This is a genomic window from Kosakonia sp. MH5 (assembly GCF_009935945.1).
GTDB lineage: Bacteria > Pseudomonadota > Gammaproteobacteria > Enterobacterales > Enterobacteriaceae > Kosakonia > Kosakonia radicincitans.
Map to the genome: position 1 here is coordinate 171,785 of NZ_QODH01000002.1, position 11,227 is coordinate 183,011.

The 11,227-nt window shown below is 53.0% G+C and carries 10 protein-coding genes, 2 tRNA genes and 2 other RNA genes; 4 read left to right on the top strand and 10 right to left on the bottom strand.

What is annotated here, in order from left to right; translation table 11 throughout:
- Positions 1–11 precede the first annotated feature (11 nt).
- The 4 genes from ptsI to cysZ form a co-directional block, all read right to left on the bottom strand.
- On the bottom strand, positions 12–1,739 hold the full coding sequence (gene ptsI, locus DK872_RS07185; RefSeq protein ID WP_007370906.1) for a phosphoenolpyruvate-protein phosphotransferase PtsI: 1,728 nt from the start codon (positions 1,737–1,739) through the stop codon (positions 12–14).
- Positions 1,740–1,789: 50 nt separating this feature from the next.
- Positions 1,790–2,047, bottom strand: a complete 258-nt coding sequence (gene ptsH / locus DK872_RS07190) for a phosphocarrier protein Hpr (protein ID WP_007370907.1) — start codon at positions 2,045–2,047, stop codon at positions 1,790–1,792.
- A 381-nt stretch (positions 2,048–2,428) separates the two neighbouring features.
- Complete coding sequence (gene cysK, locus DK872_RS07195; RefSeq protein ID WP_007370909.1) at positions 2,429–3,400, bottom strand: cysteine synthase A; 972 nt, start codon at positions 3,398–3,400, stop codon at positions 2,429–2,431.
- Positions 3,401–3,545: 145 nt separating this feature from the next.
- Positions 3,546–4,307, bottom strand: coding sequence for a sulfate transporter CysZ (gene cysZ / locus DK872_RS07200; RefSeq protein WP_007370910.1), 762 nt, complete (start codon positions 4,305–4,307; stop codon positions 3,546–3,548).
- A 227-nt stretch (positions 4,308–4,534) separates the two neighbouring features.
- Between cysZ and zipA the strand changes: the two genes are divergently transcribed.
- The 3 genes from zipA (at position 4,535) to DK872_RS07215 (ending at position 7,817) form a co-directional block, all read left to right on the top strand.
- On the top strand, positions 4,535–5,512 hold the full coding sequence (gene zipA, locus DK872_RS07205) for a cell division protein ZipA (RefSeq protein WP_079517576.1): 978 nt from the start codon (positions 4,535–4,537) through the stop codon (positions 5,510–5,512).
- A 70-nt stretch (positions 5,513–5,582) separates the two neighbouring features.
- Positions 5,583–7,601, top strand: coding sequence for an NAD-dependent DNA ligase LigA (gene ligA, locus DK872_RS07210; RefSeq protein WP_007370912.1), 2,019 nt, complete (start codon positions 5,583–5,585; stop codon positions 7,599–7,601).
- On the top strand, positions 7,602–7,817 hold the full coding sequence (locus DK872_RS07215) for a DUF3820 family protein (protein ID WP_007370913.1): 216 nt from the start codon (positions 7,602–7,604) through the stop codon (positions 7,815–7,817).
- Here DK872_RS07215 and DK872_RS07220 read toward each other — a convergent pair.
- Entirely contained in the window at positions 7,814–8,803 is a 990-nt protein-coding gene (locus DK872_RS07220) for a bile acid:sodium symporter family protein (protein ID WP_007370914.1), read from the bottom strand. The two genes, DK872_RS07215 and DK872_RS07220, sit on opposite strands and share 4 nt — an antisense overlap.
- An 89-nt stretch (positions 8,804–8,892) precedes the next feature.
- Between DK872_RS07220 and DK872_RS07225 the strand changes: the two genes are divergently transcribed.
- Entirely contained in the window at positions 8,893–9,822 is a 930-nt protein-coding gene (locus DK872_RS07225; RefSeq protein ID WP_007370915.1) for a LysR family transcriptional regulator, read from the top strand.
- Here the strand turns inward: DK872_RS07225 and DK872_RS07230 are convergent.
- The 5 genes from DK872_RS07230 to DK872_RS07250 form a co-directional block, all read right to left on the bottom strand.
- On the bottom strand, positions 9,813–10,175 hold the full coding sequence (locus DK872_RS07230; protein ID WP_035888058.1) for a FlxA-like family protein: 363 nt from the start codon (positions 10,173–10,175) through the stop codon (positions 9,813–9,815). The genes DK872_RS07225 and DK872_RS07230 overlap by 10 nt on opposite strands.
- 324 nt (positions 10,176–10,499) lie before the next feature.
- Positions 10,500–10,635, bottom strand: a non-coding RNA gene (locus DK872_RS07235) — RtT sRNA.
- A gap of 93 nt (positions 10,636–10,728) precedes the next feature.
- A non-coding RNA gene (locus DK872_RS07240) (RtT sRNA) lies at positions 10,729–10,864 on the bottom strand.
- 94 nt (positions 10,865–10,958) lie between these two features.
- Positions 10,959–11,034, bottom strand: a tRNA-Lys gene (locus DK872_RS07245).
- Positions 11,035–11,037: 3 nt separating this feature from the next.
- Positions 11,038–11,113 (bottom strand) — tRNA-Val (locus DK872_RS07250).
- Between the last annotated feature and the right edge of the window lie 114 nt (positions 11,114–11,227).

An 11,227-nucleotide genomic window follows, 5' to 3' on the forward strand; every position in this document is an offset into this window, starting at 1 on the left:
CATCTCGTGGATTAGCAGATTGTTTTTTCTTCAATGAACTTGTTAACCAGCATCATTAACTCGTCCGTTGTCGGTTGAGCAAGAGCCTGCTCTGCTAACACCTTCGCATCTTCGAAGTTTGTGTTACGGATAATCTTCTTAATGCGCGGGATAGAAATGGCACTCATACTGAATTCATCCAGACCCATCCCCAGCAACAGAAGTGTAGCACGTTCATCGCCAGCAAGCTCACCGCACATGCCAGTCCATTTGCCTTCTGCATGAGAAGCATCAATAACTTGCTTGATCAGGGTGAGTACTGACGGTGACATCGGCTGGTAAAGATGCGAGATCATATCATTACCACGGTCAACTGCCAGGGTGTACTGCGTTAAATCATTGGTACCGATACTAAAGAAATCAACTTCTTTGGCCAGATGACGAGCAATAGTCGCAGCGGCTGGGGTTTCCACCATTACGCCAATCTCAATGCTTTCGTCAAATGCTTTACCTTCCTGACGGAGTTCCTGTTTGTAGATTTCGATCTCTTTTTTCAGTGCACGCACTTCTTCAACAGAGATGATCATCGGGAACATAATGCGCAGTTTGCCGAAAGCAGAAGCGCGCAGAATAGCGCGAACCTGATCGCGCAGGATCTCTTTGCGATCCATCGCGATACGCACGGCGCGCCAGCCGAGGAACGGGTTCTCTTCTTTCGGGAAATTCATGTACGGCAGCTCTTTATCGCCGCCAATGTCCATGGTACGTACAATAACGGCCTGAGAGCCACAGGCTTCAGCTACCGCTTTGTAGGCTTCAAATTGCTCTTCTTCAGTCGGCAGTGCGTCGCGGTCCATGAACAGGAATTCGGTACGGTACAGACCAACACCTTCAGCGCCATTGCGCTCTGCGCCCGCGACATCGCGAACAGTACCGATGTTGGCACAGACTTCAACCTGATGACCATCAAGGGTGATTGCCGGCAGGTCTTTCAGTTTCGCCAGCTCGGCTTTTTCTTCCGCAACCTGAGCCTGCGCAGCACGCAGGGTTTCGATCTCGTCGTCGCTCGGGTTAACGTACACTTTGTTATTAACCGCATCGAGGATCAGATAGTCGCCATTTTTCACCTGCGTGGTGACGCTACCGGTACCCACAATTGCAGGCAGCTCAAGAGAGCGCGCCATGATGGAGGTGTGGGAAGTACGGCCACCGATATCGGTGATAAAACCGAGCACTTTTTTCAGGTTCAACTGGGCTGTTTCTGACGGGGTCAGATCCGCTGCAACCAGAATGACTTCTTCCTGAATCGCGCTCAGGTCAATGATCGGCATGCCCAGAATGTTGCGCAGCAGACGCTTACCGATATCGCGCACGTCAGCCGCACGCTCTTTCAGGTATTCGTCATCCAGCTCTTCCAGGGCGGTAGCCTGACCTTCGATAACTTCATGCGCCGCAGCGTCGGCAGTCATGCTCTTATCTTTAATCAGGGCTATGATTTCCTGCTCCAGCTCCTCATCTTCCAGCAGCATGATGTGCCCTTCGAAGATGGCTTCTTTTTCTTCACCGAAAGTTTCACCCGCTTTCGTTTTGATCGCTTCAAGCTGTGCCGATGCCTTGGCACGACCGCTCAGAAAACGCTCAACTTCCTGGTCAACCTTGTCGGCAGAAACTTTCTTCCGGTCGATGACTATTTCGTCTTCTTTCAGCAGCAGTGCTTTGCCGAAAGCGATACCCGGGGATGCTAAAATGCCTGAAATCATAACCCTACCTTTACTTGTGACTGATCTTGAAAAGAACCGGTAAGTAAAACTTACTCGAGCTCTGCCATCAGCTTAACCAGATGTTCTACTGCTTTTTGCTCGTCTTCGCCTTCAGCGGTCAACGTCACAACAGTACCTTGAGTCAGGCCCAGAGTTTGCAGTTTGAACAGGCTTTTCGCGCTGGCGCTTTTGCCGTTGGAAGTCACAGTGATTTCAGAAGAGAAGCCTTTCGCTTCTTTGACAAACTGAGCAGCAGGGCGGGTGTGCAGACCGTTCGGAGCGGTAATAGTTACTTCTTGCTGGAACATTGTATTTCCCCAACTTATAGGTTTAGTGTTGTGGAACTAAAGTCTAGCCTGGAGGCTTGACTTTAGCCTGTATTGTTAGCGCTGACGCAACGGGAAAAGGTACAGAAGTTCACCTGTGCTATCCGGCGTGGGCGCTTCTGGCCGTTGACGTTTCGCTCGTCATTAAACATTATGCCGCGAAAGCCAGAATTGAACCAAATCATAAAATCGATTCAGCAGTCTGAAATCTCACTTCGATTAATTTCGCGCTTCAAAATAAATGTGATGGTTAAATACCAGACCAGGAGTTTTCAAGCAATGCCAGGAGGGGTGAAAATTTGATATACGCCACAAAAAAGCACCTCGACGGGTGCTTTTTTGCGCTTTATTTACAATCTGGCATCACTGTTGCAATTCTTTTTCAGTGAAAAGATCGGCAAACAAAGCCGTGCTCAGATAACGCTCGCCTGAAGACGGAAGGATAACCACAATATTTTTATTGGTAAAGGATTCGTCTTCCTGCAACTTCAGTGCTGCTGCAACGGCTGCGCCGGAAGAGATGCCTGCCAGAATACCTTCTTCCTCCATCAGACGACGCGCAGTACTGATCGCCTCTTCGTTGGTGATCTTAACCACTTTATCGATCAGTTTCAGATCCAGGTTGCCAGGGATAAAACCGGCACCGATACCCTGAATTTTATGCGGGCCAGGCTTCAGCTCTTCGCCTGCCAGCGCCTGAGAGATAACCGGAGAGTCGGTTGGTTCAACTGCGACCGTAATCAGATCGGTTTTCCCTTTGGTGTTTTTAATAAAGCGCGTTACGCCTGTCAGCGTACCGCCGGTACCGACGCCGGAGATGAAAACATCTACCTGACCATCGGTATCTTCCCAGATTTCCGGGCCGGTGGTTTTTTCGTGAATTTCCGGGTTTGCCGGATTGCTGAACTGCTGAAGCAGCAGATATTTTGCCGGATCGCTGGCGACAATTTCTTCTGCTTTCTGAATCGCGCCTTTCATGCCTTTCGCGCCTTCGGTCAGAACCAGGTTCGCGCCCAGCGCTTTCAGCAGCTTACGGCGTTCGATACTCATGGTTTCCGGCATGGTCAGCGTCAGTTTGTAGCCGCGAGCGGCAGCAACGTACGCCAGAGCGATACCGGTGTTACCACTGGTGGGTTCAACCAGCTCGACGCCCGGCTTCAGTACGCCACGTTTTTCGGCATCCCAAATCATATTGGCACCGATACGGCATTTTACGCTGAAGCTTGGGTTGCGGGATTCGACCTTAGCCAGGATACGTCCGTTACCGATGCGGTTCAGTCGAACCAGCGGCGTATGACCAATCGTCAACGAGTTGTCTTCAAAAATCTTACTCATAGCCTGTCCTGTCCTTAACTGTATGAAATTTGGGAACCACCTCAGCATACGCACTTACCCGTGATGGGGAAGTAAAGAAATCGCATATCTATATGCTGAGGTGAAATAATGGTTACCAGTATGGAATAAGAAACGGAATAATTCCTCAGCGCCAGGCGGCGTGTTTTTCACGATAGCAATCGACCCACATCGCTGTCGCGCCACACACAGCAACAGGCATGACCACCAGGTTAAGTACGGGGATCATCGTGAACAAGCTGGTCAACGCGCCAAATTGCATATTGATGATTTTGCGTTCACGCAGGGCGATGCGCATCGCCTTGAACGGGACTTTATGGTTATCGAACGGGTAATCGCAGTACTGAATTGCCAGCATCCACGCGCTGAAGAGGAACCATAATACCGGCGCAACGGTTTGCCCGATACCGGGGATAAAGTAGAGGATCAGCAGGAGAAGTGCGCGCGGCAGATACCAGGCCAGCTTTTGCCATTCGCGCTTCATAATCCGCGGTACATCTTTCAGCACACCAAAAACGCCGATATCCGGCGGCGTCGCGCCCGTTAAACGCGCTTCCAACTGCTCGGCGAGCAGGCCGTTAAACGGCGCCGCAATCCAGTTGGCCAGTGTAGAGAAAAAGTAACCAAACACCAGCAAAATGGAGATCACCACGATCGGCCATAACAGATAGCTCAACCATTGTAGCCAGTCGGGCACATGACTCATTAATGAAGGGATCCAGGCGTCGAGACGGGAAAACAGCCACCAGAAAGCGCCGCCCATCAACACGATATTGACCAGCAATGGCAGAATAACAAAGCGACGAATACCTGGCAGCGTGACCAGTTTCCAGCCCTGAGTAAAATAAAAGAGGCCACTGCGTGCAGTGCCCTGGGACGATGAAACCATAATCTGGCTATACTCCTTTTCTGATGATCCTCGCACGGCAGCTTATAATATTCATCCGGGCGGCGAAACCTGTTCAGAAATGTTCGAAAAAACAGCAAAAAGCACAATTTAGTTCATCTTTATGCGGTGAAACCCACGAGCACACTTGCACTTGACGTAATCGGCAAATACTCTTAGTGAGTAAATGTTTGCCGTGGTGGCAAGGTGTTAGAACAACAGAGAATATAATGATGCAGGATTTGCGTCTGATATTAATCATTGTTGGCGCGATCGCCATAATCGCTTTACTGGTTCACGGTTTCTGGACCAGCCGTAAAGAACGTTCCTCAATGTTCCGCGATCGCCCATTAAAACGCATGAAGTCGCGACGTGACGACGACGATTTAGATGACGAGGATGTCGATGAAGACGAAGGCGTGGGTGAAGTTCGCGTTCACAAAGTGAATCACGCGCCAGGATCGGGTAACGAGCAGGATGCGCCGCGTCAGTCTCCGCAACATCAATATCAGCCGCCTTACGCGTCGGCGCAGCCGCGTCCGTCTGCACCGGTTCAACCCGAAGAGCCACCGCACCATGCGCCGCAATCCAGGAATCAGCTGCAGCCGCATCAGCCAGAGCGTCCGCAAGTGCAGGCACCGGCGTTTGAGCAACAGCCTGTTCGTCCAACCGCGCAGCCAGTAGCTCCGCAGCAGCCCCATCATCAGCCACAGCCGCAGGCTCATCAACCTGCGCCGCAGCAAGAGCCGGAACCGGTTATCGAAACGCCGCAGGAAAAGCCGCAGCGTAAAGAAACCGTCATTATCATGAACGTCGCTGCACATCATGGCAGCACGCTCAACGGCGAAGTGTTGCTGAACAGTATTTTGCAGGCCGGGTTTAAATTTGGCGATATGAGTATTTTCCATCGCCATCTCAGCCCGGACGGCAGCGGCCCGGCGCTCTTCAGCCTGGCCAACATGGTTAACCCGGGAACGTTTGATGTTGAAACGATGGGCGAGCTGACCACGCCTGGCGTCACGATCTTTATGCAGGTGCCGTCCTACGGTGATGAACTGCAAAACTTCAAACTGATGCTGCAATCCGCGCAACATATTGCCGACGAAGTGGGCGGTGTGGTGCTTGACGATCAGCGCAGGATGATGACGCCGCAGAAATTGCGTGAATACCAGGATCGTATTCGCGAGGTTAAAGACGCCAACGCGTAATGGATTGACCACGAATATCCCACTCCAGAACCCCCGCCTGTCGGGGGTTTTTTATCATTGATGGTGCGACATGGAATCGATTGAACAACAACTAACAGAGCTGCGAACGACACTTCGCCATCATGAATATCTGTACCACGTTATGGACGCGCCGGAAGTTCCGGACGCCGAGTACGATCGCCTGATGCGTGAATTGCGCGAGCTTGAAGCGCAACACCCGGAGCTGATTACGCCCGATTCGCCCACTCAGCGTGTAGGCGCGGCGCCGCTGACTGCCTTCAGCCAGGTACGCCACGAAGTGCCAATGCTGTCACTGGATAACGTGTTCGACGAGGAGAGCTTCCTTGCCTTTAACAAACGCGTACAGGATCGGTTGAAAAGCACCGATGCGCTGACCTACTGCTGCGAGTTAAAACTCGATGGTCTGGCGGTGAGTATTCTCTATGAGAATGGCGTGCTGATCCGCGCGGCAACGCGTGGCGACGGGACAACCGGTGAAGACATTACCAGCAACGTGCGCACTATCCGCGCTATCCCACTGAAACTGCACGGCGACAATATTCCCGCCCGCCTTGAAGTGCGCGGGGAAGTCTTTTTGCCGCAGTCGGGTTTTGAAAAGATCAACGAAGAGGCGCGTCGTACCGGCGCAAAAGTGTTCGCCAACCCGCGCAACGCAGCAGCGGGGTCGTTACGCCAGCTTGATCCGCGTATTACGGCTAAACGCCCGCTCACTTTCTTCTGTTACGGTGTCGGCATCCTCGAAGGCGGCGAGCTACCGCGTAGCCATATGGGGCGTTTGCAGCAGTTCAAGGCCTGGGGTTTGCCGGTGAGTGAGCGCATACGTCTTTGTGATTCGCCGGAAGCGGTGCTGGCGTTCTACCGTCAGGTGGAAAACGATCGTCCGACGCTGGGCTTCGACATTGACGGCGTGGTGATTAAAGTTGATTCGCTGGAGTTGCAGGAGCAACTGGGTTTTGTCGCGCGCGCGCCGCGCTGGGCGGTGGCGTTCAAATTCCCGGCGCAGGAGCAGATGACCTTCGTTCGCGATGTCGAATTTCAGGTTGGCCGCACCGGGGCTATCACGCCGGTTGCAAGGCTGGAGCCGGTACACGTTGCAGGCGTATTGGTGAGTAATGCCACGCTGCACAATGCTGATGAAATCGATCGGCTGGGGTTGCGTATTGGCGATAAAGTGGTGATTCGACGTGCCGGTGATGTGATCCCGCAGGTGGTCAACGTGGTGCTCGCCGAGCGACCGGAAGAGACGCGCGAAGTGATTTTCCCGCAACATTGCCCGGTATGTGGTTCCGATGTGGAGCGTGTTGAAGGCGAAGCCGTTGCCCGCTGTACCGGCGGCTTAATTTGCGGCGCCCAGCGCAAAGAAGCGCTTAAACATTTTGTCTCCCGCCGCGCGATGGACGTGGACGGCATGGGCGATAAAATCATCGACCAACTGGTAGAGAAAGAGTATGTCCAGACACCAGCGGATCTATTCCGTCTGACGGCGGGCAAGCTGACTGGCCTGGATCGCATGGGGCCAAAATCGGCGCAAAACATCATTACTGCGCTGGAAAACGCCAAAGAGACGACGTTTGCCCGCTTCCTTTATGCGCTGGGGATCCGCGAAGTCGGTGAGGCTACGGCGGCTGGGCTGGCGGCGTATTTTGGTACGCTGGATGCGCTGATGGCGGCATCGGTGGATGAGCTACAAAAAGTACCCGATGTCGGCGTTGTGGTCGCGAAGCACGTGAACAACTTCTTCAATGAAGAGAGTAACCGCGAAGTCATCGCGCAATTGGTTGGCGAAGTGGGTATTCACTGGCCTGCGCCGTTAGTGGTCAATGCTGAAGAGATCGACAGCCCGTTTGCCGGTAAAACGGTGGTGCTGACCGGTAGCCTTAGCCAGCTCTCTCGCGATGAGGCCAAAGCTCGTCTGACGGCACTGGGTGCCAAAGTGGCCGGTAGCGTGTCGAAAAAAACCGATCTGGTGATCGCCGGGGAAGCGGCAGGTTCAAAACTGGCAAAAGCGCAGGAACTGGGGATCGCTGTGATTGATGAAGCGGAGATGATCCGGCTGCTGGGGGAATAAATGGAAAAAGAACAGCTCGTCGACATCGCCAACACCGTAATGCCCTTTGGTAAATACCAGGGGCGACGGCTGATTGATTTGCCGGAAGAGTATTTGCTGTGGTTCGCCCGGAAAGATGAGTTTCCTGCCGGGCGACTGGGCGAGTTGATGCAGATTACCCTGCTTATCAAAACCGAGGGGCTGAGCCATCTGGTGCAGCCCCTGAAGCGCGGCTAGGCTTTTGCCGCTTCCTGCGCCTGCTGTTGCTCCGTCTGGCGTTTGTAGCGGCGGGCCAGCACGGCGCAAACCATCAGTTGGATCTGGTGGAAGATCATCAGCGGCAGCACCATCATGCCAATCACTGAAGTCGGGAAGAGAATGTTCGCCATCGGGATACCGTTGGCGAGACTCTTCTTCGAACCGCAGAACACAATGGTAATTTCATCCGCTTTGTTAAAGCCGCACTTCCGCGCCACCACAATGTTCACCATGATGACAATCGCCAGCAGTACGAGGCTTGCGGCCACGATAAACAGCAGTGAACCGACGCCCACCTTATGCCAGATACCGTTCACCACCGCTTCGCTGAATGCGGAGTAAACCACCAGCAGGATCGAAGTCTGGTCGGTTTTTGAAATCCATTTTTTATGTTTTGCCACAAATGCGCCGGTCCACGGACGTGACAGGTGACCAAGCACAAACGGCAGCAGCAATTGCAGCATGATCTTGCCCACTTGTTCGAGGCTGCCCCCGGCGCCGTGCAGATTCATCAGCAAGCCGACCAGCAACGGCGAGAGGAAGATCCCCAACAAGCTGGAGGCCGATGCAGAACACACGGCGGCAGCAACGTTACCGCCCGCCAGTGAGGTAAAGGCAATCGCCGACTGCACTGTGGCGGGCAAAATGCACAGATAGAGGAAGCCGGTATACAACTCCTGGCTGACATTCACTGGCGACCACCAGACAAACAGCACGCCGAGTGCCGGGAAAAGCACAAAGGTGCTGCACATCACCCACAGATGCAAACGCCAGTGGCTACCGCCCGCAATGATCGCTTCGCGTGACAGTTTCGCGCCATGCATAAAAAACAGCAGCGCAATAGCGGCGGTTGTTAGCCCTTCAAAGAAAGGAACAAACCCGCCGCGCGCAGGGAAGAAAGAGGCCAGCAGAACGGTACACACCAGCGTGAGGGTAAAAGGGTCAAGAATTCGAAAAAGTTTCATGTGCACTCCTGAAAGTCGATGCCGCTATTGTGCTTTTTCTCCTTTGAGAAATAAAATTGATTTATTGCATCCATTCATGAATTAATCAGATGAATTACTCATTACGTCAGCTACGCGTTTTTGTCACCGTCGCGCAGGCCAAAAGTTTTAGCCGGGCAGGGGACATCATTGGCCTGAGCCAGTCTGCCGTCAGCCACAGTGTGAAAGAGCTGGAGTTGCAAACCGGCGTGCGTCTTCTCGATCGCACTACCCGTGAAGTAGTGCTGACCGAAGCGGGCCAGCAACTGGCTTTGCGGCTGGAGCGCTTGTTAGATGAGCTTAGCAGCACGCTACGCGAAGCCGGGCGCGTCGGCCAGCAATTAACCGGTACCGTACGTGTGGCCGCCAGCCAGACCATTTCCGCGCACCTGATCCCGCAGTGCATCGCCAGCAGTAACCAGCGCTATCCGGAGATCGATTTTGTACTGCATGACAGGCCGCAACAGTGGGTACTGGAGAGCATTCGTCAGGGGGAAGTGGATTTTGGCATTGTGATCGATCCCGGTCCGGTGAGCGATTTTCAAAGTGAAGAGATCCTGGAAGAGCCCTTTTTTCTGCTCTGCCGCAACGATCATCCGTGGGCGCAGCTTGCGGCAGTTCCCTGGTCCGCGCTTGATGGCGCACGTCTGGTGGTACAGGATTATGCTTCAGGAAGTCGACCGTTAATTGACGCGGCGTTACAGCATTTTTCCCTGCAAACTGCGATTGTCCAGGAGATTGGTCATCCGGCGACGCTGTTTCCAATGGTGGAAGCGGGGATTGGTATCAGCATCTTACCGGCGCTGGCATTGCCATTGCCGCAGGGAAGTCAGCTTGCGGTGAAACGGCTGGTGCCTGGGATGCAACGGAAAATTATGCTGGTGCGACGGAAGAACCGTTCGTTGTCGGGGGCGGCGCAGGCGCTGTGGGAAGTGGTAAAAGAACAGGCCCGGTGTTTAAATCGGGCCCGTGAGAACGATCCGTTATTTACTCAGACGTAAATATCAATCGAATGCTCGTCAGAAGGGTTATTCACGCCTTCCGCTTTGCTCTGCTGCTGAGCTTGCTTCTGTTCAGCTTCCTGCGCTTGTTTACGCTGAAGCTGAGCTAGCTGTGCCTGCAATTGTTGGATTTGCTGCTGAATCAACTCTTGTTGCTTTTTTTTCTGTTCTGTCGTGCCGCTACCGCTGGAAATATTTTTCAATTCGTCCGTCAGCTTAGCAATCTGCTGAGTAATACGGCTGATTTGCGAAGATATATCATTACTGGTCGACGAACTGCCTGCGCTACTACCCTTGCTACTACTCGTGCTACTACTTTGTATCGATGGAGTTGATGTTGTAATGGTGGACATTGAGCTCTCCTTTTCGCCTTAAAATAGGGTTATCGGCGTAATCAGTTAGGACTTGAACGGCGTTCACTGTTGTTCGCAAAGTAAGCATCGTATCCGGACATTAAGGATAAATTATGAATAAAAGTTATCAGGTTTACTTATTGAAAAGAAAACAGTTTTGATGTTTTTTGATTGCTGTCAGGTGAGTTTTTACTGCTGCTTTAAAGGAAATTTTAGGGTTTGCAGTTTTGCAAGCTGGAAAAGGCATTCGCCGCCATTGGGTAAAAGTGTGAATCTTTGGGAACTGCAGAAAGCAAAAAAGCGCCGCCAGCGCCATTTTTACATTGGTGGGTCGTGCAGGATGACTCGCTTCGCTCGCCCTTCGGGCCGTCGCCGCAAGCGGCTCCGTTGTCTCACTGCGTTCGACCCGAACCTGCCGCAGGTATACTCGTCTCATCCTGAGACTCGCCCTTCGGGCCAACGCTGCGCGTTGTTCAAAATTGTTCCCGACAATTTTGTCGAATCTTCAGGATCGGCAGAAAGCAAAAAAGCGCCGCCAGCGCCATTTTTACATTGGTGGGTCGTGCAGGATGACTCGCTTCGCTCGCCCTTCGGGCCGTCGCCGCAAACGGCTCCGTTGTCTCACTGCGTTCGACTCGAACCTGCCGCAGGTATACTCGTCTCATCCTGAGACTCGCCCTTCGGGCCAACGCTTCGCGTTGTTCAAAATTGTTCCCGACAATTTTGTCGAATCTTCAGGATCGGCAGAAAGCAAAAAAGCGCCTTTAGGGCGCTTTTTTACATTGGTGGGTCGTGCAGGATTCGAACCTGCGACCAATTGATTAAAAGTCAACTGCTCTACCAACTGAGCTAACGACCCGAGTGGTGGGTGATGACGGGATCGAACCGCCGACCCCCTCCTTGTAAGGGAGGTGCTCTCCCAGCTGAGCTAATCACCCACTTCGGTACTTCACTGATAAGAATTCGCTGGCGAGAAAGTGGTGGGTGATGACGGGATCGAACCGCCGACCCCCTCCTTGTAAGGGAGGTGCTCTCCCAGCTGAGCTAATCAC

What these genes read in the sequence shown, in the direction of transcription:
- zipA (WP_079517576.1), top strand. Translation starts at nt 4,535, where the DNA reads ATGATGCAGGATTTGCGTCTGATATTAATCATTGTTGGCGCGATCGCC.
- DK872_RS07230 (WP_035888058.1), bottom strand. Translation starts at nt 10,175, where the DNA reads ATGTCCACCATTACAACATCAACTCCATCGATACAAAGTAGTAGCACG.
- DK872_RS07220 (WP_007370914.1), bottom strand. Translation starts at nt 8,803, where the DNA reads ATGAAACTTTTTCGAATTCTTGACCCTTTTACCCTCACGCTGGTGTGT.
- cysK (WP_007370909.1), bottom strand. Translation starts at nt 3,400, where the DNA reads ATGAGTAAGATTTTTGAAGACAACTCGTTGACGATTGGTCATACGCCG.
- ligA (WP_007370912.1), top strand. Translation starts at nt 5,583, where the DNA reads ATGGAATCGATTGAACAACAACTAACAGAGCTGCGAACGACACTTCGC.
- cysZ (WP_007370910.1), bottom strand. Translation starts at nt 4,307, where the DNA reads ATGGTTTCATCGTCCCAGGGCACTGCACGCAGTGGCCTCTTTTATTTT.
- ptsI (WP_007370906.1), bottom strand. Translation starts at nt 1,739, where the DNA reads ATGATTTCAGGCATTTTAGCATCCCCGGGTATCGCTTTCGGCAAAGCA.
- DK872_RS07225 (WP_007370915.1), top strand. Translation starts at nt 8,893, where the DNA reads ATGAATTACTCATTACGTCAGCTACGCGTTTTTGTCACCGTCGCGCAG.
- DK872_RS07215 (WP_007370913.1), top strand. Translation starts at nt 7,602, where the DNA reads ATGGAAAAAGAACAGCTCGTCGACATCGCCAACACCGTAATGCCCTTT.
- ptsH (WP_007370907.1), bottom strand. Translation starts at nt 2,047, where the DNA reads ATGTTCCAGCAAGAAGTAACTATTACCGCTCCGAACGGTCTGCACACC.